Origin of the sequence: Burkholderia lata, from assembly GCF_902499025.1 — a bacterium.
GTDB classification, from domain to species: Bacteria; Pseudomonadota; Gammaproteobacteria; order Burkholderiales; family Burkholderiaceae; genus Burkholderia; species Burkholderia lata_C.
Window position 1 is genome coordinate 56,543 of sequence record NZ_CABVPW010000041.1, and the last position, 25,011, is coordinate 81,553.

Consider the following 25,011-nt stretch of genomic DNA (forward strand, 5'->3'; position numbering starts at 1 on the left):
CGGGCGTGAATGAATGCAAAACGGGCCGGTGTGAAGCCACACCAGCCCGTGAACGGCGCTAAAGCGCTCGAGCGGAGATTATGCCGCCGGCGACGCAGGTGCCGGCGCGTTGCCGGGTTTCACCTCGGCGCTGCTGCCACCGCCCGACGAATCGCCACCGACAGCCGGCGAGCTCTTCGGCGAGCGCGGCGGACGGCCTTCCATGATGTCGTTGATCTGATCGGCGTCGATCGTCTCCCACTCCATCAGCGCGGCGGTCATCGCTTCGACCTTGTCGCGGTTCTCGTCGAGCAGGCGGCGCGCAAGGCTGTACTGTTCGTCGAGTACGCGGCGGATTTCCGAATCGACCTTCTGCTGCGTCGCTTCCGAGATCGTGCGCGTGAAGCCACGGCCGAACGGCGATGCATCGTTCTCGTCGTCGACGTAGACCATCGGCCCGAGCGCGTCGGTCATGCCGAAACGAGCCACCATCGCGCGCGCCGTCTGCGTTGCCTTGTTGAAGTCGTCCGATGCGCCGGTGCTGACGAGGTTCATGAACAGCTCTTCCGCCACCCGGCCACCGAACAGGATCGCAAGGCGGTCCAGCAGGTAGTCCTTCGAGTACGTTTCGTTGTCATGCTCCGGCAGCTGCCACGTGACACCCAGCGCGCGACCGCGCGGGATGATCGTGACCTTGTGCACCGGGTCGGCCTTCGGCAACAGCTTCGCGACCACCGCGTGGCCCGACTCGTGATAAGCGGTCGCACGCTTCGCTTCCTCGCGGATCACGGCCGACTTGCGCTCCGGACCCATGAAGATCTTGTCCTTCGCGTCTTCGAAATCCTGCATCTCGACGATGCGCTTGCCACGGCGTGCGGCGAACAGCGCAGCCTCGTTCACGAGGTTCGCGAGATCGGCGCCCGAGAAGCCCGGCGTGCCACGCGCGATGACTGCCGCATCGACGTCGTTCGCGATCGGTACCTTGCGCAGGTGCACGCGCATGATCTGTTCGCGGCCGCGGATATCCGGCAGGCCGACGTAGACCTGGCGGTCGAAACGGCCCGGACGCAGCAGCGCCTTGTCGAGCACGTCGGAACGGTTGGTTGCCGCGATCACGATCACGCCCGAGTTCGCCTCGAAGCCGTCCATCTCGACGAGCATCTGGTTCAGCGTCTGCTCGCGTTCGTCGTTGCCGCCACCCATGCCGGCGCCGCGATGACGGCCGACCGCGTCGATTTCGTCGATGAACACGATGCACGGTGCATGCTTCTTCGCCTGCTCGAACATGTCGCGCACACGGGCCGCGCCGACGCCGACGAACATTTCGACGAAGTCCGAACCCGAGATGCTGAAGAACGGCACCTTCGCTTCACCCGCGATCGCGCGGGCCAGCAGCGTCTTGCCGGTACCCGGGGGGCCGACGAGCAGCACGCCGCGCGGAATGCGACCGCCCAGCTTCTGGAATTTCTGCGGATCGCGCAGGAAGTCGACGAGCTCGGACACTTCTTCCTTCGCTTCGTCGCAGCCCGCGACGTCGGAGAAGTTCACCGCGTTGTTGTTCTCGTCGATCAACCGCGCTCGCGATTTGCCGAACGAGAATGCGCCGCCTTTGCCGCCTCCCTGCATCTGCCGCATCATGTAGAACCAGAACACGATGATCAGGATCGTCGGCCCGAGGTAGTACAGCGCGGACATCAGCGCGTTCGGCTCGTCGTCGGCCTTGCCGCTGACCTGCACGCCGTACTTCATCAGATCGCCAACCATCCAGATGTCGCCGGGCGACACGATCTGGTATTTCTGGCCATCAGCCGGAGTGACGGTGAGGTTGCGCCCCTGAACGATGACGTTCTTGACCTTGCCGTTCTTGGCGTCGTCCATGAACTGCGAATAGGACACGCCTTCCTGGACGCGGGGCTTGTCGAACTGCTTGAACACCGTAAACAGCACCAGTGCGATCACCAGCCACACCGCTGCCTTCGAAAACATATTGTTGTTCAAAGCACCACTCCTTCACTCGTAGACGAGCGCCTACATTTTCCTTGCGGCGCCCCTCGGTCATTCTAATCCAGTCCGACCACCCTCGCCATAAGCATTGACAACCGCCGCGATAGCGCTTCGCTTGTCTGGCAAGGGCCGGAGCCCGTTTGCGGCACCCCGCTGCGCATCAGCGCGGACGTTTCAGATGCCGACCCAAAATGAACGTTTCGGACGATTTGTCGCGGGACGCCTTCGGCTTGCGCGGCGCGACGGTCTTAAACTGCTGTTTGAATTTCTCGACGATCTGGCTGTAGCCGCTGCCGTGAAAGCATTTCACGAGCAGCGCACCGTCCGGCTTCAGATGATTCTGCGCGAATTCGAGCGCCAGATCGCACAAATGCTCGATGCGCGCCGCGTCTGCCGAGGCCACGCCTGAGAGGTTGGGGGCCATGTCGGAAATAACAAGGTCCACGTCGCGCCCTTCGAGCACTTCTTCGAGTTGGTGAAGGACTTCATCCTCGCGGAAGTCGCCCTGGAGGAAGTGGACGTCGGCGATCGGCTCCATCGGCAGGATGTCGAGCGCCACGATCGTGCCGTCGATGCCGCCCTCGCGCTCCGCGTCACGCTTCTTGCCCTGCGCGAGCTTGTTGCGGGCATACTGGCTCCAGCTGCCCGGCGTCGCACCGAGGTCGACGATCACCTGGCCCGGACGGATCAGCTTGTCCTGCTCGTCGATTTCCTTCAGCTTGTACGCGGCGCGCGCGCGATAGCCCTCCCGCTGCGCCATTTTGACGTAGGGGTCGTTGATGTGGTCGTGCAGCCAGTGCTGGTTGAAGCGGTTTTTTGCCATTCGAGAGAGAGATTGCTGCCAATTGCTTCGTGAAGCCGCGCTTTTAGCGGATAATACGCGTCTTCTTCGCGCGGCTGCGGCCCCTTTCAGGCCCAAGCCGCGATTTTACGTGGTTTCGGCGCACGGCTGACGCGGTAACTTCCCGCGATCGCTTTTCGGCCAGCGCGCCCCTATTTAGATTTCGACATTTCCATGCCCGCCCTTTCGCTTTCTCCCGCCGAGCGCTCCGCGCTGCGCTCCCAGGCCCATGCGCTCAAGCCCGTCGTGCTGATCGGCGCCGAAGGGCTGACCGACGCCGTGCTGAAAGAAATCAAGGTGCACCTCGACGCGCACCAGTTGATCAAGATCCGCGTGTTCGGCGACGAGCGCGACGCGCGCATCGCGATTTACGACGAGATCTGCGACCGCCTGAGCGCGGCGCCGATCCAGCACATCGGCAAGCTGCTGGTGATCTGGAAGCCCGAAGCCGCCGCAGCGGCCCCGGCCCGCGGCCGTCGTGCCGGCACGCTGCCGAGCGCGGCCGAAGCCGTCGACGACAAGAAAGGCCGTGCACCGCGCACCGTCAAGGTCGTCAAGGTGTCGCCGAACGCGAGCCCGGTGCGCCGTCCGAAGCCGACGAAGGTCGTCGTGCGCGGCAACGAGCGCGTGACGGCAGGCGGTAACGTGAAGCGCGCCAAGAAGCGCCAGGCCAGCACGAAGCGTCCGTTCCAGGACAAGTAAGCATCGGGGCGGCACGGCACCACCGTACCGCCGCCCTGCCCGCAGGCCCGGCATCGACCGGGCCTGCGTGGCATTCGCGTCAGGCGTCGCGCGCCGGCAGACGCCAGATCAGCATCAGCCCCAGCACACTCTCGACGAGGTAGAACACGCTCGAGACGCCGTGCAGCATCCCGAAACGGCTCGCATACGGCGAGTTCGCGATATCGGTGCCCGCGTCCATCGCGGCCACCCGCAGTGCGTTCATGAACGGCTGCAGCGCAAAATACCCGACCAGCACGCACACGACCATCGCGGCGACGACCCAGCGCACGCGGCGATATTCGTTGCTGCCGCGCCGTACCTGCTGGTTCGACAACGCGAGCAGCAGCACGCCGCACACGACACCGAGGATTGCCTCGATACGGAACAGCTGGGCGGCGACCGAGCCGGCCGTCATCCGCTCCAGCGTCTTGAACAGCACGGGCGCGACCGCATACCCGATCGTCAGCAGGCTGCCGACCCACACGGCCGACAGCAGACGGAACACGCGATGCGGCATCACGTCGCCCCGCTTCAGATGTAGCTGACCGAAATGATTTCGTACTCGCGCACGCCGCTCGGTGCCTGCACGGCCGCGACGTCGCCTTCGGACTTGCCGATCAGTGCGCGCGCGATCGGCGAGCTGACCGAGATCAGGCCGTGATCGATATCGGCTTCGTCGTCACCGACGATCTGGTACTTGACGGTGTCGCCCGACTCGAGATCCTCGAGTTCGACGGTCGATGCGAAAACCACGCGACCTTCGGCATCGAGCACGGTCGGATCGATGACCTGCGCGGCCGACAGCTTCGATTCGAGTTCCGCGATACGACCCTCGATGAAGCCCTGCTTTTCCTTCGCGGCATCGTATTCGGCGTTTTCGGACAGGTCGCCCTGTGCGCGGGCCTCCGCGATCGCGTTGATCACGGCCGGCCGCTCGACGGACTTGAGGCGCTGCAATTCATCGCGCAGAAGTTCTGCGCCACGCTTTGTCAACGGAATGGTGCTCATAAACGGCTCAATCGCTAAAAACGGCTATAAAAAAAATCACCGCGATTAAGCGCGTTTCCGATGCACTGGAAACACCGCCTAATCGCGGCACGTGTTGCTTCGACAGGTAACTGACTGCTTAGTTTAGGCGAGCGTGAAGACCTTGTAAATCATAGACTTCCAGATCCTTCAGGTAGCGCAAGCCTTCAACCGCCGCGCGCGCGCCCGACATCGTCGTGTAGTACGTGACCTTGTGCGCCTGCGCGCTCATGCGGATCGAACGCGAATCGGCGATCGCCTGGCGCGTTTCGTCGACCGTCGTGAACACGAGGGCAATCTCGCCGTTCTTGATCATGTCGACGATGTGCGGACGGCCGTCCTTCACCTTGTTCACGACCTTCACCGGCACGCCGGCCGCTTCGATCGCGGCAGCCGTACCCTTCGTTGCGACGATCGGGTAGCCGAGGTCGTGCAGCATGCGCGCGACTTCGACTGCCTTCGGCTTGTCGGCGTCCATCACGGTCAGCAGCACCGTGCCCGACTCCGGCAGGCGCGAACCGGCCGCGAGCTGCGACTTGAACAGCGCTTCGCCGAACGTCTGGCCGACACCCATCACTTCGCCGGTCGAACGCATTTCAGGCCCGAGGACCGGATCGACGCTCGGGAACTTGACGAACGGGAACACCGCTTCCTTCACGCTGAAGTACGGCGGCTCGACCTCCTTCGTCACGCCCTGCTGCGCGAGCTTCTGGCCGACCATCGCGCGCGCCGCGATCTTCGCGAGCGGCAGGCTGGTCGCCTTCGACACGTACGGCACCGTGCGCGATGCGCGCGGGTTCACTTCCAGCACGTAGATGATGTCCTGCTTCGAGCCGTCCGCCTGCGGCACCTGCTGGATCGCGAACTGCACGTTCATCAGGCCGACCACGTTCAGCGCCTTCGCCATCGCGCCCGTCTGGCGCTTCAGCTCGGCCACGGTTTCCTTCGACAGCGAGTACGGCGGCAGCGAGCATGCCGAGTCGCCCGAGTGGACACCCGCCTGCTCGATGTGCTCCATCACGCCGCCGATGAACACGGCTTCGCCGTCGCAGATGCAGTCGACGTCGCACTCGATCGCGTCGTTCAGGAAGCGGTCGAGCAGCACCGGCGAATCGTTCGACACCTTCACGGCCTCGCGCATGTAGCGCTCGAGGTCGCGCGGCTCGTGGACGATTTCCATCGCGCGGCCGCCGAGCACGTACGACGGGCGCACGACCAGCGGATAGCCGATCTCTTCCGCGAGCGCGAGCGCTTCGTCTTCGGCGCGTGCGGTGCGGTTCGGCGGCTGGCGCAGGCCGAGGTCCTGCAGCAGCTTCTGGAAGCGTTCGCGGTCTTCGGCCGCGTCGATCATGTCCGGCGACGTGCCGACGATCGGCACACCGTGCGCCTCGAGGTCGAGCGCGAGCTTCAGCGGCGTCTGGCCACCGTACTGGACGATCACGCCGACCGGCTTTTCCTTGTCAACGATCTCGAGCACGTCTTCCAGCGTCAGCGGCTCGAAGTACAGGCGGTCGGACGTGTCATAGTCGGTCGACACCGTTTCCGGGTTGCAGTTGACCATGATCGTTTCGTAGCCGTCCTCGCGCATCGCGAGCGCCGCGTGCACGCAGCAGTAGTCGAACTCGATGCCCTGGCCGATCCGGTTCGGGCCGCCGCCCAGCACCATGATCTTCTTGTTGGTGGTCGGCTGCGCCTCGCACTCGTCCTCGTAGGTCGAGTACATGTACGCGGTTTTCGTCGCGAACTCGGCCGCGCAAGTATCGACGCGCTTGTAGACCGGGCGCACGTTCAGTTCGACGCGGCGCTTGCGGACGTCTTCCGGGCTCGCGCCGAGCAGCTTCGCGAGGCGGCGATCGGAGAAGCCGCTCTGCTTCAGGTAGCGCAGTTCGTCGAACGACAGCGACGCGAGCGTGCGGCCGCCGAGCGCCTTTTCCTTCAGGACGATCTGCTCGATCTGCTCGAGGAACCACGGGTCGATCGCGGTTTCCGCGAAGATTTCCTGGGCCGTCATGCCGATACGGAATGCATCGCCGACATACCAGATGCGGTCCGGGCCCGGCTCGTGGATCTCGATCGCGATCTCGTCTCGGTTGGTCGACTTCTCGTCGAGACCGTCGACACCGACTTCGAGGCCGCGCAGCGCCTTCTGGAACGATTCCTGGAACGTGCGGCCGATCGCCATCACTTCGCCGACCGACTTCATCTGCGTCGTCAGGCGCGAATCGGCTTCGCGGAATTTCTCGAACGCGAAGCGCGGGATCTTCGTGACGACGTAGTCGATCGTCGGCTCGAACGACGCCGGGGTCTGGCCGCCGGTGATTTCGTTCTTCAGCTCGTCGAGCGTGTAGCCGACTGCCAGCTTCGCCGCGACCTTCGCGATCGGGAAGCCGGTGGCCTTCGATGCGAGCGCCGACGAACGCGACACGCGCGGGTTCATCTCGATGACGACCATGCGGCCGTCCTTCGGGTTGATCGAGAACTGCACGTTCGAGCCGCCCGTGTCGACGCCGATCTCGCGCAGCACCGCGAGCGAGGCGTTACGCAGGATCTGGTATTCCTTGTCGGTGAGCGTCTGCGCCGGCGCGACCGTGATCGAATCGCCGGTGTGCACGCCCATCGGGTCGAGGTTTTCGATCGAGCAGACGATGATGCAGTTGTCGGCGCGGTCGCGCACGACTTCCATTTCGTATTCCTTCCAGCCGAGCAGCGACTCTTCGATCAGCAGCTCGCGCGTGGGCGAGAGATCCAGGCCGCGCCTGCAGATCTCTTCGAACTCTTCGCGGTTGTACGCGATGCCGCCGCCCGAGCCGCCGAGCGTGAACGACGGACGGATCACGACCGGGTAGCCGCTGCCGCCGGTGAGCGCCATGATCTCGGCGTGCACCTGGGTCGCTTCTTCCATCGAGTGCGCAACACCCGACTTCGCGGAACCGAGACCGATCTTGGTCATCGCGTCCTTGAACTTCTGGCGGTCTTCCGCCTTGTCGATCGCTTCCGGCGACGCGCCGATCAGCTCGACGCCGAACTTCTCGAGCACGCCGTGGTGGTGCAGGTCGAGCGCGCAGTTCAGCGCGGTCTGGCCGCCCATCGTCGGCAGGATCGCGTCCGGGCGCTCCTTCTCGATGATGCGCGCGACGACTTCCCACGTGATCGGCTCGATGTAGGTCACGTCGGCCGTGTTCGGGTCGGTCATGATCGTCGCCGGGTTGCTGTTGACGAGAACGACCTTGTAGCCCTCCTCACGCAACGCCTTGCAAGCCTGCGCGCCCGAATAGTCGAACTCGCACGCCTGGCCGATGATGATCGGGCCGGCGCCGATGATGAGGATGCTCTTGATGTCTGTGCGTTTTGGCATGGCTGTGAATTCAATAAGTAATCGTTGTCGTGGGTCGGCCGGCTGCGCTCAGCTCATCGTGGCGAGCGCGAGCTTCACCGAGAATCCGATGAACAGGCCGCCCACGCTGCTCGCCGCGCCTGCTGCAAGCTTGCGGCGGCGGCGGAAGTGCTCGGCAAGCCGCGCACCCGCGAAGATCAGCGTGCTCAGGTACAGGAAGCTCGCGCATTGCGCGATCGCCCCGAGCACGACGAACGACAGCGCGGGATGCGGGAATGCCGGGTCGACGAACTGGATGAAGAACGAGATGAAGAACAGGATCGCCTTCGGATTCAGCAGGCTCACGATCAGCGCCTTGCGGAACGGCCGCTCGCCGTCCACCGCGGGCGCTGCCTCGGCCGGCGCATTCGCCGGCGTGCGCAGCTTCTGCCACGCGCTGCGCAGCATGCCGGTGCCGATGTAGAGCAGATACGCGGCGCCGCCGTACTTGACGAAGGAGAACAGCAGCGGGTTCGCCTTCAGCAACGATGCGACGCCGGCGGCGGACAGCACCATCAGCACCGTGTCGCCGACGAACACGCCGCACGCCGCGCGATAGCCGGCCTTCACGCCGCGCTGCGCCGCGAGCGACAGCACGTACATCGAGTTCGGCCCCGGCAGCAGGATGATGAAGATCACGCCGAACACGTAGGTCCAGATATCCGTGATGCCGAGTGCGTGGCCGAACATGATGCGAATCTCCCGTTCTTCGGTTGCGTCGGTGACGTTAAGCGTTGCGCTGCTTCGCCGCGTCCATCAGCGCGGTGAAACGGTCGAACAGGTAGCCGATGTCGTGCGGGCCGGGCGACGCTTCCGGGTGGCCCTGGAAGCAGAACGCCGGCTTGTCGGTCAGTTCGAAGCCCTGCAGCGTGCCGTCGAACAGCGACACGTGCGTCACGCGCGCGTTGGCCGGCAGCGAATCCGCATCGACCGCGAAGCCGTGGTTCTGCGACGTGATCACGACACGACCGTCGCCGAGATCCTTCACCGGGTGGTTCGCGCCGTGGTGGCCCGTCTTCATCTTCAGCGTCTTTGCGCCGACCGCGAGGCCCATGATCTGGTGACCCAGGCAGATGCCGAAGGTCGGCACGCCGCGCTCGATGAACTGCTTCGTGGCCGCGATCGCGTAGTCGCACGGTTCCGGATCGCCGGGGCCGTTCGACAGGAACACGCCGTCCGGATTCAGCGCGAGTGCATCTTCCGCGCTCGCCTGTGCCGGCAGCACCGTCACGTGGCAGCCGCGTTCCGCGAGCATGCGCAGGATGTTGTACTTGACGCCGAAATCGTACGCGACGACGCGGTACTTCGGCGCTTCCTGCATGCCGTAGCCGCCTTCGAGACGCCATTCGGTCTGCTTCCACTCGAACGGCTTCGTGGTCGACACGACCTTCGCGAGATCCATGCCGGCGAGACCCGGGAACGAGCGCGCGAGCTCGATTGCCTTCGCTTCGTCGTCCGAGCCCGTCAGGATGCAGCCGTTCTGCGCGCCCTTGTCGCGCAGGATGCGGGTCAGCTTGCGGGTGTCGATGCCGGCGATCGCGACGACGCCTTCGTCGCGCAGGTAGTCGCCGAGCGTGCGGTCCATTCGGAAGTTCGATGCGAGCGAGGGCAGATCACGGATGATCAGGCCGGCGGCATGGACTTTCGTGGCTTCGACGTCTTCGGCGTTGACGCCGACGTTGCCGATATGCGGATAGGTGAGCGTGACGATCTGGCGCGAGTAGCTCGGGTCAGTCAGGATTTCCTGATAGCCGGTGATCGCGGTATTGAACACGACTTCGCCGATCGTGTGGCCTTCGGCCCCGATCGAATAACCACGAAAGACCGTGCCGTCGGCGAGTGCAAGCAAGGCGGGAGTAAAAGACGGCAACACGGGAGGCTCCTTGGGGAACACCCTGCTGCCGACCTGTTTACCCTGCCGCGCGAGCGCCGCGCTGCGTGGGCGCGCGTGGTCGCTTGCTGGACGCGGCCTGCGTTGTCGAGACGCGAACCCGGCGCGTGGCGCACGAGGCTTCGCGGCATCGCCCGGCAGGCGGCGTGCGGCGGATGAACGGGATGAATGAGGTAGGCGCTAGGGTGCGAGGTTGATCAGCACAAACTTTCAAATTATAGCCTGAAAATGGCCCTATCTTCAATCGATATGGCCGTCCGATCGTGCGCACGCGGCGTCCGGCGACGCGGCGCAACGCGCTGCGGCCCCGTTTGCGCGGCCGCCCTACCCGCCAGCGTACCGCCGGATCAGTGCACTTGACCAGCGCCGCGCGCGGGCCAGACGTACCAGACCGCGCTCGCGAGCTGCAGTGCGAGCAGCACGCCCCATGCGGTGAAGTGCGCGGCGACCGGATAGTGGCCGTCGACCGCGGGCCAGTGCGACAGCACCGCACCGACACCGATCTGGAACGCAAAGATCAGCAGGAAGATCACGAGCGTGAGCGTCGTGTTCGCGCGGCCGATCAGGTGAGCGGGAAAATGCCCGGCCATCACCGCATAGGTCAGGATGCCGACGCCGCCGAACATCCCGTAGGCGGCCCACAGCACGGCCGGCGGCAACGGCACGCGCGCGACGATCGCGGCCTGCGTCGCGACGAACAGCGCCATGCCGACGCCGCAGAACGCGTACACGGACACGCCGCGCCGCTCGAGCACCCGCGCCGCGGCGCCGAAGCCGACGCAGCCGGCCATCATCGCGAAGCCGAGCACCGACACGAGGCGCGCGGCATGCGACGCATCGAACCCCGCGACGTCACGCAGGTACGGCCCGACCCACAGCGACTGCATCGCGTAGAACACGCCCTGCGTAACGACGGAGAACGACGAGATCTTCCAGAACGCGCGGCTGCTCAGGATGTGCCACGTGCCCTTGAACTGGCTGACGAGCCCGCCCTGGTGACGCACCTGCTTCGCCTCCGGCGCGCCCAGGCCGATCGACGCCGCGACGATCACCGTCAGCACCGCGAGGCCGAAACAGATGGCACGCCAGCTCGTCCAGCCGAGCAGCCAGGTCAGCGGCGAGCCGACCATGACGCCGCCGAGGCCGCCCACGGCCATCACGAGGCCGTTGACGAGCGGCAGCCGGCCGACCGGGAAATGCTGCGCGAGCGCCTTGAACGCCGCGCCGAGGCACACCGATACGCCGACGCCGATCAGCAGCCGGCCGACCATCATCGTGCCGAGGCTGTGCGCGGCACCGAACACGGCCGCACCGGCGGCCGCGAACAGCAGCATGCCGGCCGTCACGCGGCGCGAGCCGAAGTGGTCGAGCATCACGCCGGCCGGGATCTGCGCGCCCGCGAAGCCGAGGAAATAGAGACTGGTGAGCAGGCCGAGATCGGCGGCCGACAAGCCGAGCTCGTGCGTGACGAACGGCGCGAAGCCCAGATTGACACCGCGAAACACGTACGACACGAAATACCCGACCGAAAACAGCGCGAGCACCCTCACCTGCACCGACGACATCACTTCCCCTTGTTATACGAAGACATTCGAAGCGGCGCCCCCGCGCCGCGCACAAACAAAAACGCCGTCACCTCGGTGACGGCGTTTCGTCGCATTTCGTCGGATGATAACGCAATCGCGCGAACCGGGCCGGCCGCACGATGCGTTCGCGACCGCGTTACTTCTTCTTGCCCTTGTGCGCTGCCGCCTTGGCCGGCGCCGCTTTCGCCGATTTGGCGGCCGGCTTCGCCGTGCCGCGCTTCGCGCCGTGCGACTTGCCGCCCACCGCCAGGCTCGCGCGCTCGATGTGCGCACCGCCGGCCGACGTCGCGATCCGCTCCGGACCGGGTTCCGCCGGCACCGAACGGCCGACCGGCACGTGCAGCACGAGCGCCTGGCCCGGCATCACGAGATCGCGGTGCGTGCGGTTCCACGCCTTGAGCTGGCCGACCGACACGCCGTAGCGGCCGGCGATCGCCGCCATCGACTGCTTGCGGCGCACGCGGATCAGCATCTTGCGCGTGTCAGGTACGTCGGGTTCCATCGCGAGCGCGCCGTTTTCGGCGACGTCGGCGCTGATGTCCTCGTCGTCGTCATCGCCGCGCGGCACGACGATCGTCGAGCCCGGCTTCAGGCGCATGCCGGCCGGAATCTTGTTGATCGACATCAGCGTATCGGCGTCCACGCCGATCTTCTCGGCGATCGCGGCCGGCCGCGCACGTTCGCTGACCGTATAGGTGGTCCACGACGACAGCTGGCCGTTGTACGCCTTCAGGTTCTTCTCGAACGCCGACGCGTTGTCGAACGGCAGCAGGATCTGCGGCTCGGTCGCGCCGAGGATCACCGGCTTCGAGAACGACGGGTTCAGCGAGCGGAATTCGTCGAGCGACAGGTTCGCGAGCTTCGCGGCCACCGCCACGTCGATGTCGCGCGACGTCGTGACCGTCACGAAATACGGGTGGTTCGGGATATCCGGCAGCGTCAGGCCATATTGCTGCGGATTCGCGATGATGTTCTTCACCGCCTGCAGCTTCGGCACGTAGTTGCGCGTCTCGTTCGGCATCCGCAGGCTCAGGTAGTCGGTCGGCAGGCCGGCCGCCTGGTTGCGCGCGATCGCGCGCTGCACGTTGCCCTCGCCCCAGTTGTACGCGGCCAGCGCGAGATACCAGTCGCCGAACATGTCATGCAGGCGCGACAGGTAGTCGAGCGCGGCGCTCGTCGACGCCAGCACGTCGCGGCGCTCGTCCTGCCACATGTTGCGCTTCAGGTTGTACGTGCGGCCCGTGCCCGGCATGAACTGCCACATGCCGGCCGCCTTTGCGACCGACAGCGCCTGCGGGTTGTACGCGGACTCGATGAACGGCAGCAGCGCGAGCTCGGTCGGCATGTGACGCGCCTCGAGCTCCTCGACGATGTGGTACAGGTACTTCTGCGAGCGCTCGGTCATGCGCTGCACGTAATCCGGGCGCTGCGTGTACCACGTGGTCTGCATGTCGACGAGGTCGGTCTGCAGGTCGGGCATCTGGAACCCACGGCGGATGCGACCCCAGAGATCGGAGTCTGCACTGGTCAGATCGCCGACGGATTGCTTGTCGACGTCGACAGTTTCTTTGGCGGTGGCTGATTTACGGAGGTAGTTGGACGTCGCCTGCGAATCGGCGGCGTTGTTGGCGACAGGGGCCTGGCTCGCACAAGCGGCGAGTAGCAGAACCACCATCGCACTCAATATAAGTCGCATGAAAATCTCTGCTTCCGACGGCTGGAAATTGCAGGCGATACTACGGAAGTGCGTGCTTCACGTCAATAAAAACACCGAAAACTCAGCGAAATCCTACATTTGGAGCAATTTTTACAGACACCGCTTGAGCTTTGGAGTCCTCCGGAAATCATCATCGGAACCGGTTTTTCCACTCGCGCATCAGCGTGAACGCCGCCAGACGATCCGGCACCGTTTCGTGCAGTTCGGCCTCGAGCGTCGCGCGGATCGCATCGCTGTCGGCCCGCATGAACGGGTTAACGGCACGTTCGTGTGCGATCGTAGTGGGCAGGGTCGGCACGCCGCGCGCGCGCAGCGCCTGCGCGTCGTCGCGCCACGCGGCGAGCGCCGTGTTGCCGGGCTCGCATGCGAGCGCGAAGCGGATGTTGGACAGCGTGTATTCGTGTGCGCAATGCACGTGCGTGTCGCCCGGCAATGCCGCGAGCGCGTCGAGCGACGCGAGCATCTGCGCGGGCGTGCCTTCGAACAGGCGGCCGCAGCCGCACGAGAACAGCGTGTCGCCGCAGAACACGTGCGGCGCCGCGTTGCCCTGCCCGGCTGCCTGGAAATAGGCAATGTGGCCGCGCGTATGGCCCGGCACGTCGAGCACGTCGAACGCGACGGTCGGCGCGTCGAGCGTCACGCGCGCGCCGCCCGAAAGCGGCCGTGTGACCACGCCGATCGCCTCGGCCGCGGGGCCGTAAACGACGAGCGGAACATCGTCCGGTTGGCTATCGCGCAGTGCCGCGACACCGCCGACGTGGTCGGCGTGATGGTGCGTGAGTAAAATAGCGGTCAACCGCCAGCCTCGTTCGGCAAGAACCCGGCACACCGGCGCGGCTTCACCCGGATCGACGGCGATCGCATCGCGGCCGTCCGAGACGAGCCAGATATAGTTGTCATCGAATGCCGGAACCGGCACGTATTCCAGCTCGTTCATGGGCGCGCAATCATCGTTATGTCTGACCGTCAAATTATAGACTGGCCCGCCTGGACCGACTCACCGCCCGGCCGCTACGTGCTGGACTGGGAACAGGCGCAGCTCGACCGGATCGTGTCCGACGTCTTCGGGTTCCACGCGCTGCAGCTCGGCCTGCCGCAGCTCGACGCGCTGCGCGAGAACCGCATGCCGTATCGCGGCCTCGTGCTCGACCCGGCGAGCGGCGCGAGCGCGCCGTACCAGTATCCGTGGGCGCGCGAAGCGCATGCGCCCGAGCACGCGCCCGACGGCCGCAGCACGACCTGGTGCGACCTGCTCGACCTGCCGTTCGAGTCGCAGAGCGTCGACCTGATCGTGATGCCGCACACGCTGGAATTCACGTCCGACCCGCACCGCCTGCTGCGCGAGGCCGAGCGCGTGCTGATGCCGGAAGGCCAGCTCGTGATCACCGGCTTCAACTCGCTCAGCCTGTGGGGCATGCGGCAATCGTTCGGGCGCATGGCAAACCGTCCGTTCGTGCCGGCCACGCGCGACCAGATCGCGTTCATCCGGCTCAAGGACTGGATCAAGCTGCTCGGCTTCGACCTCGAACGCGGCCGCTTCGGCTGCTACCGGCCGCCGCTCGTCACCGACAAGTGGCTGTCCCGCTACGGCTTCATGGAAGCCGCCGGCGACCGCTGGTGGCCGATCTTCGGCGCCGTCTACATGGTGACGGCCGTCAAGCGCGTGCGCGGCATGCGCCTCGTCGGCCAGATCCGGATGAAGAAGCCCGTGCTCGCCCCGGGCCTGACACCGGCGGCCTCCCCGACTACCCATCAAGAACATTCATGACTACCGATACCATCGACATCTATACCGACGGCGCCTGCAAGGGCAACCCCGGCCCCGGCGGCTGGGGCGCACTGATGCGCTACGGCGACAAGGAGAAGGAGCTGTTCGGCGGCGAACCGAACACGACCAACAACCGCATGGAGCTGATGGGCGTGATCGCCGCGCTCGAAGCGCTGAAGCGGCCGTGCCAGGTGATCGTGCATACCGACTCGCAATACGTGCAGAAAGGCATCAGCGAGTGGATCCACGGCTGGAAGAAGAAAGGCTGGATCACCGCGGCAAAGACGCCCGTGAAGAACGCCGACCTGTGGAAGCGGCTCGACGCGCTCGTCGCGCAGCACGAGGTCGAGTGGCGCTGGGTCAAGGGCCACGCGGGCCATCCCGAAAACGAGCGCGCGGACGCACTCGCGAATCGCGGCGTCGAATCGCTCACGGCCTGAACGCGGGCCGCTCCCCTGTTTCTTTTGTTTTTCCCGACATGCGCCAGATCATTCTCGATACCGAAACCACCGGCCTGAACGCCCGCACGGGCGACCGCCTCATCGAAATCGGCTGCGTCGAGCTGCTGAACCGGCGGCTCACCGGCAACAACCTGCACTTCTACGTGAACCCCGAGCGCGACAGCGATCCGGGCGCACTGGCGGTGCACGGGCTCACGACCGAATTCCTCAGCGACAAGCCGAAATTCGCGGAAGTCGCCAACCAGATTCGCGACTTCGTGAAGGACGCCGAGCTGATCATCCACAACGCGCCGTTCGACCTTGGCTTCCTCGACGCCGAATTCGCGCGGCTCGACCTGCCGCCGTTCACCGAGCAGTGCGGCGGCGTGATCGACACGCTGGTGCAGGCCAAGCAGATGTTCCCCGGCAAGCGCAACTCGCTCGACGCGCTGTGCGACCGCTTCGGCATCAGCAACGCGCACCGTACGCTGCACGGCGCACTGCTCGACTCGGAGCTGCTCGCGGAGGTGTATCTCGCGATGACGCGCGGCCAGGACAGCCTCGTGATCGACATGCTCGACGACGCGGGCGCCGACGGCGGTGCGGGCAACGGCCAGCGCGTGTCGCTCGCCGCGCTCGACCTGCCCGTGTTGGCCGCGAGCGACGACGAACTCGCCGCCCACCAGGCGCAGCTCGACGAGCTCGACAAGTCGGTCAAGGGCACCTGTGTGTGGCGCACGTCCACCGACGCAGGCGCTGCCGAAACGGCTTGACGCACACGGCACGCGCCGCTGCAGCCGCGCTCACGCGCGCGGCTGCAGCGCGATGACCGCCATCCCGCCGAGCGCGAGCACCGCGCCGGCCACGTCCCAGCGGGTCAGCGCAACCCCGTCGACGACCCGCAGCCAGATCAGCGCCACCGCGATATACACGCCGCCGTACGCGGCGTACGTGCGCCCGGCCGCACTCGGGTGCAGCGTCAGCAGCCACGCGAACAGCGCGAGCGACAGCGCGGCCGGCACCAGCAGCCAGACCGGCCGCCCCGCCTTCAGCACGAGCCACGGCAAGTAGCAGCCGACGATTTCGGCCAGCGCGGTGGCGGCGAACAGCGCCGCGATTCTCATCAGTTCGGTCATCCGGTTCCTCGTGAATTCGGCCCCCGTCACCGGGGGCTGCACGGCCCCGCCGCGCGCCGCCGATCATACCCGAGCCGCCTCCGCCGGATCCCCCGCCAGACGGGCGCTTCCCGGCAATTTGCGCGATCATCCGTCATCGTGCTATCATGTCGCCTGTTTCAACATTCAATCTCTGTCTATTCGATTTCGAAAGAAGTCCGTCCGCGCATTGCGGGCCGGCCCTTCGACCGAAATTGCACCCACAGGAAAGCCCGCCCGACAGGCCCGCTTTTCTCGTTTCGTTGCCCCTCCGGGGCGCTTGCCGGAACGCTGGACACCGTCCGCACCGGCATCTGCCGCCTGTATCACGCGGCCCATTCTTCATGAGCGCACTGTCGCGACGGCCCATCGGGCCCGCGTCGAAGCAGCCCCTTATGGCCCTTTACCGCCTGTTATGCAGTAAGTGCTTAAAGGTCTGCCCCGACGCGCCGCACACGACACCGCGCTCGCCGGCAAACCGTGTCGGACGGCCCGCCCGTTCGGCGCAGTCAAAGGAGTGCATGACCTTGACCGCAACACACGTCAGCCCGACCGCTGCTTCTTCCTCCGCTTCGTCGTCCGGCGAAGCCCCGCTCGTCGCGGACGACATAACCGTCGTCGACCAGAGCCTTCTCAAGCGCGCCGTCAGCGCCATGGCCATCGGCAATGCGATGGAATGGTTCGACTTCGGCGTCTACAGCTACATCGCCGTCACGCTCGGCAAGGTGTTCTTCCCGTCCAGCAGCCCGTCCGCGCAGCTGCTCGCGACCTTCGGCACGTTCGCGGCCGCGTTCCTCGTGCGCCCGCTCGGCGGCATGGTGTTCGGCCCGCTCGGCGACCGCATCGGCCGCCAGCGCGTACTTGCCGCCACGATGATCATGATGGCCGTCGGCACCTTCGCGATCGGCCTGATCCCCAGCTACGCGTCGATCGGCATCATGGCGCCCGTGCTGCTGCTCGTCGCCCGCCTCGTGCAGGGCTTCTCGACCGGCGGCGAGTATGGCGGCGCAGCCACCTTCATCGCCGAATTCTCGACCGACAAGCGCCGCGGCTTCATGGGCAGCTTCCTCGAGTTCGGCACGCTGATCGGTTACGTGCTCGGCGCCGGCGTCGTCGCGCTGCTCACCGCGTCGCTGTCGCAGGAAGCGCTGCTGTCGTGGGGCTGGCGCGTGCCGTTCCTGATCGCGGGCCCGCTCGGCCTGATCGGTCTCTATATCCGGATGAAGCTCGAGGAAACGCCCGCGTTCAAGCGCCAGGCCGAAGAGCGCGAAGCGCAGGACAAGGCCGTGCCGAAGGCGCGCTTCCGCGAAACGCTGATGCGCAACTGGCGTGCCCTGCTGCTGTGCGTCGGCCTCGTGCTGATCTTCAACGTGACCGACTACATGGTGCTGTCGTACCTGCCGAGCTTCATGTCGTCGACGCTGCACTTCGACGAATCGCACAGCCTCGTGCTCGTGCTGATCGTGATGGTGCTGATGATGCCGCTGACGCTCGCCGCCGGCCGCCTGTCCGACCGGATCGGCCGCAAGCCCGTGATGCTCGCCGGCTGCGTCGGCCTGCTCGTGCTGTCGATCCCGTCGATGATGCTGATCCATGCGGGCACCACGGCGTCGGTGTTCGGCGGCCTGCTGATCCTCGGCGTGCTGCTGTCGTGCTTTACCGGCGTGATGCCGTCGGCGCTGCCCGCGCTGTTCCCGACCGAGATCCGCTACGGCGCGCTCGCGATCGGCTTCAACGTGTCGGTGTCGCTGTTCGGCGGCACGACGCCCCTCGTCACCGCGTGGCTGGTCGACGTCACGCACAACCTGATGGTGCCCGCGTACTACATGATGGGCGCGGCCGTGATCGGTATCGTGTCGGTCGTCGCGCTCGCCGAAACCGCACGCCAGCCGCTCAAGGGCTCGCCGCCGGCTGTCGCGTCGCGCCGCGAAGCCCACCAGCTCGTGCGCCAGATGCGCGAGGACGACGAATCGGAGATGTACGGTGTCGTGTCGCCGGCACGCGCCTGAGCGTCGCCCATGAAAAAGCCCCGGCCGAAGCCGGGGCCCGATCGAACCCGATCCGCCCGACCGGCTTGCGCCGGCCGGGCTTTTTTTCATTCATGCGACGCGAGCGCCCTCATGCCTGCGCTTCGCAGTGGCGGCAGAAAATCAGCGCACGCGAGCGCGACACCGCAGCCTGTGCACCGCGCGCCGCGACGATCAGCCCGACCTGACCGAGATTGAAATCGCGCTCGACCATCAGCTGCGTCAGCGCGGCAAGCGGCAACACGAGGGACGGGTGGTACAGGCTGGATTCGATCAGGGCTTTCATCTTGGGCTCCATCAGGCAACGCGTGATTCGATGGAGTGGATTCTAGGGACCGGCCGCATCCGGATAAACAGCACGAATGCGAAGTCACTTGTCAGCCGCCGAGAACAATCGGCAACGGCTTGCGGGGTAAGGCTGAGCGGGCGGCGGGCAGCAGCGCGGGGCCGCTGCGCGCGCTGCGGCGCCGCCTAGACGAGCGGTGTTTCGACGAACGCCGGCAGCGCTTCCGCCCGCGCCGAATGCGCAGCCAGTGCCGGATAACGGGCCGGATCGATCCGTTCGAGTACCGGGTAGTCGGCCGCCATGAACTGCGTGAAACGCCATGCCACCGCGACCGTCACGTCGGACTGCAACAGGCGCGCGCCACCGAACCAGCCGTTCGCGGCCGCGACAAGCGGCTCCAGTGCGCCGTATGCGCCCTCGATCTGGCTCAGCACGCGCTCGAGCCACGGCGCGTGCTGCTTGTCGGCCGGACGCAGCGCCTGCTCGTAGACGACTTGCACGGTCTTCTCGGCAGCCGCCAGTGCGAAACCGACCGGCACGAGCGCGCGCAACCGCGCGTCGGCGGCATCGGGCAGCAGGCGCCGTTCGGGCGCGACCAGGTGATCGAGATAGTCAACGATCAGCGACGAGTCGATCAGCGTCGCGCCGTCGCCGGTCACGAGCGTCGGCGCCTTGACGACCGGGTTGATCGCCCTGAACTGCTCGAAATGACGGAACACCGAAATCGACGCGTGTTCGAACGGCAGGTCGAGCAGCTTCGCCGAAATGGCGACACGGCGCACGAACGGGGAATCCAGCATACCGATCAGCTTCATCGCAAACGCTCCGCTTGAGGGAATGGGATCGACGACTGTAGCAGTGTCGTATGCCATCGCCTAGAGCCCGCTCCCGCGAGCAACGAGACTGAGCCGGCTCCACGAACGAGTTTGCCGACATTGCGGAACGTGCGCGGCCGGGCGTCGCGCCCGCGCGCTCGATGCGCATCAGCCGGCCGTGCGCGGGACTCACGTTGTCCGGCCACAGTGACCATAATGCAAGTTCACGCCCCTTCCGTCCCAAGGTTCGCCATGTGGTATGCCCTCGTCGAGCAGCAGCGGGAATGGATGCGCGCCTGGCGCGCGGCGACACGGCACGCGTTCGACGCGTGGCCCGCGGCCACGCTGCCGCACACCGCGTCGTCGTGCTACGACGACCTGTTCGAGCCGTTGCTCGGGCCGTCGGACGGGCCGCCGCACTTCGATATCGGGTGGCCGGCCGTCGGCGAGCGCGTCGTCGCGCGCACGCCGTTCTGCGACCTGCGGCGCTTCACGCGCGCCGATGCGCGCCGCACGGTGCTGCTGTGCGCGCCGCTCGCCGGGCATGCGGCCGTGATGATGCGGGAAACCGTCGAGACGCTGCTCGCGGATGGCGACGTCTGCGTGACCGACTGGCGCAATGCGCGCGACGTGCCGCTCGCGTCGGGCCGTTTCGGGCTCGACGAATATGTCGCGATGCTCGACGGCTTCGTCGACGGGCTTGCGCACGACGACCGGCCGCTGCATGTCGTCGCCGTGTGCCAGGCGACCGTGCCGGTGCTCGGCGCACTCGCCCTGCGCGCCGCACGCGGCCTCGTACCGCCCGCGAGCGTCACGCTGATCGGCGGCCCGCTCGACGCGCGCCGGAATCCAAGCTCGCTCGGCACCGCCGCCGCCGCCCATTCGCTCGACTGGTGTCACCGCCACCTGATCGACATCGTGCCGCCCGGCTTCGCAGGGCATGGCCGCCACGTATTTCCGACCTATCTGCAGCAGGGCGAGATCGCCCTCGTGTACCCGCAGCGCTTCCTGACCCTGATCGAGGCCTACGCGCTGGCCGCATCGCGCTTCGACATGACCGGGCTCGCCGGCGCGCGGCGGGCGCTGCTCGAATACACGGCGCTGCTCGACATGCCGGCCGAGTATTTCCTCGATACGGTCGACGTCGTGTTCCAGCGCATGAGCCTCGCGCACGGCACGTGGGACGTGGGCGGCCAGCGCGTCGAGCCAGCCGCGCTGCGCGGCATCGCGCTGCTGACCGTCGAAGGCGCCTGCGACAAGGTCACGGGCGCCGGCCAGACACATGCGGCGCTCGACCTGTGCAGCGGCCTCGCCGCCGACGAACGCTTCCGCGTCGATGTCGACGACTGCGATCACTACGGGCTGTTTACTGGGGCGCGCTGGCACGGCAATGTCCATCCGATGCTGCAGCACGTGTTCGCGTGGGCCGAAACCCGCCGCCGCCCTCGCCCACGCCGCATCCGGCGGACCTGATGCCGCGTCAGAGCCTGGCCGCGTCGAGCAACGCGCGCACCTCGTCGTCGCTCGTCTGCTCGAAGCGCGCATAGAACTGGCTGATCCCGAAGAACGGCAACGGCAGCGTCACCGTGACGAACGCGTCGGCCAGATCGTCGAACGCATGCCGGGTGCCCGCCGGTGCGACCGGTGCAGCCGCGACGATCCGCGCCGGATGACGCTCGCGCAACGCCTGCAGCGCGACGCGCATCGACGCGCCGGTCGCGACGCCATCGTCGATGACGATCGCAATGCGCCCCTCGACCGGCAGCGGCGGCGCGGCACCGCGATACAGCGCTTCGCGGCGATGCAGTTCGGCCGTCTCGCGCGCGATCACGTCGGCGAGCTGCGCGTCGGACACCCTCATCGAACGAAGCACCGAACGCTGCAGATGAATCGCACCGCCCGTCGCGATCGCGCCCATCGCAAGCTCGGGATCGTACGGCACGCCGAGCTTGCGCACGACCAGCACGTCGAGCGGCGCGCGCAGCGCGCAAGCGACCGGATAGGCGACGGGCACGCCGCCGCGCGGCAACGCGAGCACGACGACATTGCCACGCCCCGCGTAATCGCCCAATGCGCCGGCCAGCTGGCGGCCCGCATCGGCGCGATCGGCAAAACACTCGAACACGATCAGCTCCCTGCCGTTGCGCCGGATGCGCGAATCCCGCGTCGGCACCTGTCAACGAGCATGGTTCATCGGCCGCGCCGATGCAAGCAGGGTCACACCGGCGCGCGCGGCGCCGAAGGAAAGGGTCAGAGGCCGCCGGCCTGCCGGTACAGCCGCCAGAACGACTGCGCATAGGATTGCGCGAGCTCGGGCGCGCGCTGGAACACGTTCACCGTTTCCGCATGCGTGGCCGCGCCTTCGGACAGCGTCGTCAGCGCGACGCTGTCGTCGACGATCACGAAGCGCGGTGCAGGATCGCCGTGCCGCGAATCGATCGCCACGTCGATCCCCGAGGATTTCAGATAGCCCACGCCGCTGTACCTGCCCGCGCGCGGCGAGCGCACGAGCACGACACGCACCTCGATCCCGCGCGAGCGGGCCGCGCGCAGCGCGCTCGCGACCGCCGGCGGCACGTGCGTATAGCCGGCCAGCAGCACGCGGCGCTGTGCCTGCCCGATCAGGTCGACGGTCGCGTCGGCCGCCGCATTGTCATACGAAAAGTATGTGCCGACCGATGCGGCATCGGACGGAATCTGCGCGGCGTGGGCGCTCGCCGTGCAGCAAAGTGCGGCGAGAAGGAAGGCGGCTGGTCTCATGGCGGGCGCCATTGTAGCGACGCCAATTCGCGTGGCAAGCACCGGCTGCGATGCTGCTGCGCCGGCGCAACACACAGCGCAAAACCGCTGCCCGATGAACGCGTGACAGCCCGTTTTTCTCGCCGTCGATCAGCCCGCCGCGACGCGCGCGAGCCAGCTCGCCACGCCGTCGACGGAACGGAAATCCGCGAGGCTGCGCGCCGGCAGCGCCGGATACGCGCCACCGGCCATCTCGGCCAGCGCACGGCCGGGGCCGAGCTCGAGGAACGCGGTGGCGCCGGCCTCCACGCACGCGGCAAGACAGGCCGCCCACTCGACCGGCTCCGCGATCTGCCGCGCAAGCTTGTCGAGGCCCGCGTCGATGTCGAGCACCGATGCGCCATCGATCCCCGAAAACAGCCGCGTGCCGGGCAGCGGCCGCCGCACGGGCGTCGCGGCGAGCGACGCGCGAAACACCGGCACGGCCGCGGCGAGCCGGCGCGTGTGCGACGCGATCCGCACGCAGACGGGCGCGACGCGCAGCGCACCGTCGCGCGACGCATCGTCGGCCACCGCATCGACATCGGCCTGCCGCCCCGCGACCACGAACGCATCGCCGGGGTTCGCGATCGCGATAGCCGCGTCGCGGCCGTCGCACAACCGCGCGAGCTGCGCGCGCGTCAGGCCGCGCACGAACACCATCCGCTCGTCGCCGCCGCTCGCGGCATCCATGGCGCACGCACGCGCATCGGCCAGATCGAGCGCGGCTTCCGGCTCGATCATCCCGGCGACGCTCCACGACGCGACTTCGCCGACGCTGTAGCCGGCGACGCAGCGCCGGCGCGGCCACACCGCATCGAGCAGCGCGACAGCCGCGAGCGCCTGGACCGTGCAGAGAATCTGCGCGGCCCGGTTCTCGCGCAGCGCGTCCGGCCCGGCCTGCCGGACCCAGGCGCGCGGATCGTCGCCGAGAAGCCGGCCCGCGTGCGCGAACAGCGCGTCGGCCTGCGGCGCAGTGCCGGTCAGGTCGAACATGTCGGCGCGCTGCGCGCCCTGTCCCGAACAGAGGATGGCCAGCGTCATTGCTCGTCCCCGTCCGCTTCGAGCGCATCGACGAAGACGCTCATCGCAAGCAGGTCGGCCGCGCCGCCCGGGCTCAGCCGGCGCGCCACGAACGCACGATGCGCGGCCGCCGCGCGCAGCCGCCAGTCGCGCGCGCGCACGCCACCGCGTGCCACGAACGCACGGGCGGTCGCCCGCGCGAATTCGAGGCCGGCCTGCCCACCCCGGTGCAGCAGGTTCGTGTCGTCGAGCGCGGCGATCAGCGCAAAGCACGCATCGACGCGCGCGGCTTCCGGGTCGCCACGCAGGTCGCGCCGTGCTCGACGCAACGCGGGCAGCCCGACTGCATACACGGTCGTAAAACCGTCGGCCGCCTCGCGACGCGCGCCGCCGACGCCGTAGCGGCGGCTCGCGCGTTCGCCGTGGCTGTCGGGCAAGCGCGGGCCGCCGAGAATATCGGTACCCCAGCGGCGGGCGACGAATCCACCCAGCGTCATCCCGTCCGGCACGGATCCCGGCATCGCACGCCGACCCGCGGCCGCACACAGCAGCCCGAGCCCGAAGATCGCGCCGCGATGCGTATTGACGCCGCCGGTCGCCGCGAGCATCGCGTGCTCGGCACGCAGGCCGATCTTGCGCAGCACGGCCATGTCCGCATCGCGCGCGCCGGCGTCGGCGAGTTCTGCAAAGTACGGCCGCAGCACGGCGGCGCTGCGTGCGAACGTCGCGGCATCCATGTCCGAATGACTGCCGGTGTCGACGTGACTGACGAGCCCCGGCTTCGGATAGGTCTCGATTTCGAGCACGAGGCTGCGCTCGGCCAGTTCGGCGATGCGCTCGGCTTCGGACGGCGCCGGTACGCGACAGGCAGCCCATGCGCTCATCGCGCGCCTCCGGTGAATGCGTCGGCGGGCATCAGCTCGACGGCGATCGCGGTCTTGACCGCGACTTCAGGCTGCCGCGCATGCAGTTCGCGCCAGTTGACGCCCGCGCCGTCGTCGCGCAGCAGTTCGCCGTCGATACGCATCGGCGCGCGCGCGTCGATCGCCGCGAGGCCGTCGAGCAACGACGCGAGCGATGCGGAATCCGGCAGCGGAAACACGATATCGAGATCGGACGACGCACCCAGGTAGCGCTCGCCCGTCAGCGCCTGCCATGCGAGGCTGCCGAACACGCGCCCCTGCACGCCGCAACGCGCGCCGAGCGCATCGAGCTCGCGCAATGCCGTACGCCATGCATCGGGCGCGGCCGCGAGCACGTCTGACAACGCGGGCAACGGGCGGACCGTCGCGAGCGCGTCGGCGGCGGCGTTCAGCGCGATGCGCCGCTTGCCCGCGGAAGGCGGCAGCGGCAGGCCGAGCGGCACGCGGCCGGCATCGGCCTCGTCGGGCGACGCACGGCGCACGATCAGCGGCCAACCGCGTTCGGCCCAGGCCTGCACGAGCGGATCGGCCGCGAGCGCGGGATCGCGCGCGAATGCCGCGCCCCACCCCGCCGCCGTCAGCGTGACGAGCGTGTGGCGGCGCAGCGGCAGCTCAGCGTGCGGCACGCGCGAGCGCCTCGACGCGCTGGGCGACCTC

24 protein-coding genes are annotated in these 25,011 nt (G+C 67.3%); 6 read left to right on the top strand and 18 right to left on the bottom strand.

Going from position 1 to position 25,011, the window contains the following annotated elements; all coding sequences use genetic code 11:
- Positions 1–78: 78 nt before the first annotated feature.
- Positions 79–1,977, bottom strand: a complete 1,899-nt coding sequence (ftsH, locus tag BDI24065_RS32440) for an ATP-dependent zinc metalloprotease FtsH (RefSeq protein ID WP_011351605.1) — start codon at positions 1,975–1,977, stop codon at positions 79–81.
- Positions 1,978–2,143: 166 nt separating this feature from the next.
- Positions 2,144–2,806: an RlmE family RNA methyltransferase gene (locus BDI24065_RS32445; RefSeq protein WP_043182280.1), complete on the bottom strand. Its 663-nt coding sequence runs from the start codon at positions 2,804–2,806 to the stop codon at positions 2,144–2,146.
- 192 nt (positions 2,807–2,998) lie between these two features.
- Between BDI24065_RS32445 and BDI24065_RS32450 the strand changes: the two genes are divergently transcribed.
- A complete protein-coding gene (locus BDI24065_RS32450) occupies positions 2,999–3,526 on the top strand; it encodes a YhbY family RNA-binding protein (RefSeq protein WP_175034645.1) in 528 nt (175 codons plus the stop codon).
- A 79-nt stretch (positions 3,527–3,605) separates the two neighbouring features.
- Here the strand turns inward: BDI24065_RS32450 and BDI24065_RS32455 are convergent, their stop codons facing one another.
- The 8 genes from BDI24065_RS32455 to gloB form a co-directional block, all read right to left on the bottom strand.
- Entirely contained in the window at positions 3,606–4,064 is a 459-nt protein-coding gene (locus tag BDI24065_RS32455; RefSeq protein ID WP_011351602.1) for a DUF4149 domain-containing protein, read from the bottom strand.
- A 14-nt stretch (positions 4,065–4,078) separates the two neighbouring features.
- On the bottom strand, positions 4,079–4,555 hold the full coding sequence (gene greA, locus BDI24065_RS32460) for a transcription elongation factor GreA (protein WP_057927897.1): 477 nt from the start codon (positions 4,553–4,555) through the stop codon (positions 4,079–4,081).
- A 118-nt stretch (positions 4,556–4,673) separates the two neighbouring features.
- The gene (carB, locus tag BDI24065_RS32465) at positions 4,674–7,928 is read right to left on the bottom strand and encodes a carbamoyl-phosphate synthase large subunit (protein ID WP_175034646.1); all 3,255 of its coding nucleotides are present in this window, start codon (positions 7,926–7,928) and stop codon (positions 4,674–4,676) included.
- A 48-nt stretch (positions 7,929–7,976) separates the two neighbouring features.
- Entirely contained in the window at positions 7,977–8,636 is a 660-nt protein-coding gene (leuE, locus tag BDI24065_RS32470) for a leucine efflux protein LeuE (RefSeq protein ID WP_175034647.1), read from the bottom strand.
- Positions 8,637–8,673: 37 nt separating this feature from the next.
- Positions 8,674–9,819: a glutamine-hydrolyzing carbamoyl-phosphate synthase small subunit gene (gene carA, locus BDI24065_RS32475; RefSeq protein ID WP_041492797.1), complete on the bottom strand. Its 1,146-nt coding sequence runs from the start codon at positions 9,817–9,819 to the stop codon at positions 8,674–8,676.
- A 365-nt stretch (positions 9,820–10,184) separates the two neighbouring features.
- Positions 10,185–11,402, bottom strand: coding sequence for an MFS transporter (locus BDI24065_RS32480; RefSeq protein ID WP_175034648.1), 1,218 nt, complete (start codon positions 11,400–11,402; stop codon positions 10,185–10,187).
- Between the two features lie 157 nt (positions 11,403–11,559).
- Complete coding sequence (locus BDI24065_RS32485) at positions 11,560–13,119, bottom strand: transglycosylase SLT domain-containing protein (protein WP_175034649.1); 1,560 nt, start codon at positions 13,117–13,119, stop codon at positions 11,560–11,562.
- Between the two features lie 151 nt (positions 13,120–13,270).
- The gene (gene gloB / locus BDI24065_RS32490) at positions 13,271–14,077 is read right to left on the bottom strand and encodes a hydroxyacylglutathione hydrolase (RefSeq protein ID WP_175034650.1); all 807 of its coding nucleotides are present in this window, start codon (positions 14,075–14,077) and stop codon (positions 13,271–13,273) included.
- An 18-nt stretch (positions 14,078–14,095) separates the two neighbouring features.
- Between gloB and BDI24065_RS32495 the strand changes: the two genes are divergently transcribed.
- From BDI24065_RS32495 to dnaQ, 3 genes are read left to right on the top strand one after another with little or no spacing between them, the layout of a single operon-like run.
- Positions 14,096–14,908 carry a class I SAM-dependent methyltransferase gene (locus BDI24065_RS32495; protein ID WP_174983220.1) on the top strand — a complete coding sequence of 271 codons (813 nt, stop codon included), beginning with the start codon at positions 14,096–14,098 and terminating at the stop codon, positions 14,906–14,908.
- Positions 14,905–15,348, top strand: coding sequence for a ribonuclease HI (gene rnhA / locus BDI24065_RS32500; protein WP_011351593.1), 444 nt, complete (start codon positions 14,905–14,907; stop codon positions 15,346–15,348). Before BDI24065_RS32495 ends, rnhA begins: the two co-directional genes overlap by 4 nt.
- Before the next feature lie 38 nt (positions 15,349–15,386).
- Positions 15,387–16,121 carry a DNA polymerase III subunit epsilon gene (gene dnaQ, locus BDI24065_RS32505; protein WP_175034651.1) on the top strand — a complete coding sequence of 245 codons (735 nt, stop codon included), beginning with the start codon at positions 15,387–15,389 and terminating at the stop codon, positions 16,119–16,121.
- 30 nt (positions 16,122–16,151) lie between these two features.
- On the opposite strand, the gene BDI24065_RS32510 is transcribed toward dnaQ, so the two are convergent.
- The gene (locus tag BDI24065_RS32510; RefSeq protein WP_129514214.1) at positions 16,152–16,484 is read right to left on the bottom strand and encodes a YnfA family protein; all 333 of its coding nucleotides are present in this window, start codon (positions 16,482–16,484) and stop codon (positions 16,152–16,154) included.
- 539 nt (positions 16,485–17,023) lie between these two features.
- On the opposite strand from BDI24065_RS32510, the gene proP reads away from it, so the two are divergent.
- Complete coding sequence (gene proP / locus BDI24065_RS32515) at positions 17,024–18,511, top strand: glycine betaine/L-proline transporter ProP (RefSeq protein WP_175034652.1); 1,488 nt, start codon at positions 17,024–17,026, stop codon at positions 18,509–18,511.
- Positions 18,512–18,620: 109 nt separating this feature from the next.
- Here proP and BDI24065_RS32520 read toward each other — a convergent pair whose 3' ends face one another.
- Both BDI24065_RS32520 and BDI24065_RS32525 read right to left on the bottom strand, forming a co-directional pair.
- Positions 18,621–18,815: a hypothetical protein gene (locus BDI24065_RS32520; RefSeq protein WP_069249260.1), complete on the bottom strand. Its 195-nt coding sequence runs from the start codon at positions 18,813–18,815 to the stop codon at positions 18,621–18,623.
- Between the two features lie 185 nt (positions 18,816–19,000).
- Positions 19,001–19,630, bottom strand: a complete 630-nt coding sequence (locus BDI24065_RS32525) for a glutathione S-transferase family protein (protein ID WP_175034654.1) — start codon at positions 19,628–19,630, stop codon at positions 19,001–19,003.
- Positions 19,631–19,882: 252 nt separating this feature from the next.
- On the opposite strand from BDI24065_RS32525, the gene BDI24065_RS32530 reads away from it, so the two are divergent.
- Complete coding sequence (locus BDI24065_RS32530) at positions 19,883–21,103, top strand: polyhydroxyalkanoate depolymerase (protein ID WP_175034655.1); 1,221 nt, start codon at positions 19,883–19,885, stop codon at positions 21,101–21,103.
- 7 nt (positions 21,104–21,110) lie between these two features.
- Here BDI24065_RS32530 and BDI24065_RS32535 read toward each other — a convergent pair whose 3' ends face one another.
- The 5 genes from BDI24065_RS32535 to mdcG all read right to left on the bottom strand — a co-directional run bounded on the left by BDI24065_RS32535 (position 21,111) and on the right by mdcG (position 24,980).
- Positions 21,111–21,755, bottom strand: coding sequence for a phosphoribosyltransferase (locus BDI24065_RS32535; protein WP_175034656.1), 645 nt, complete (start codon positions 21,753–21,755; stop codon positions 21,111–21,113).
- A gap of 125 nt (positions 21,756–21,880) precedes the next feature.
- Positions 21,881–22,402, bottom strand: coding sequence for a phospholipase D-like domain-containing protein (locus BDI24065_RS32540; RefSeq protein WP_175034657.1), 522 nt, complete (start codon positions 22,400–22,402; stop codon positions 21,881–21,883).
- A gap of 117 nt (positions 22,403–22,519) precedes the next feature.
- Positions 22,520–23,452 carry an acyltransferase domain-containing protein gene (locus BDI24065_RS32545; RefSeq protein ID WP_175034658.1) on the bottom strand — a complete coding sequence of 311 codons (933 nt, stop codon included), beginning with the start codon at positions 23,450–23,452 and terminating at the stop codon, positions 22,520–22,522.
- The gene (gene mdcB, locus BDI24065_RS32550; protein WP_175034659.1) at positions 23,449–24,315 is read right to left on the bottom strand and encodes a triphosphoribosyl-dephospho-CoA synthase MdcB; all 867 of its coding nucleotides are present in this window, start codon (positions 24,313–24,315) and stop codon (positions 23,449–23,451) included. Before mdcB ends, BDI24065_RS32545 begins: the two co-directional genes overlap by 4 nt.
- The gene (gene mdcG / locus BDI24065_RS32555; protein ID WP_175034660.1) at positions 24,312–24,980 is read right to left on the bottom strand and encodes a malonate decarboxylase holo-[acyl-carrier-protein] synthase; all 669 of its coding nucleotides are present in this window, start codon (positions 24,978–24,980) and stop codon (positions 24,312–24,314) included. The genes mdcB and mdcG overlap by 4 nt, the downstream gene beginning before the upstream one ends.
- Positions 24,981–25,011: the final 31 nt, after the last annotated feature.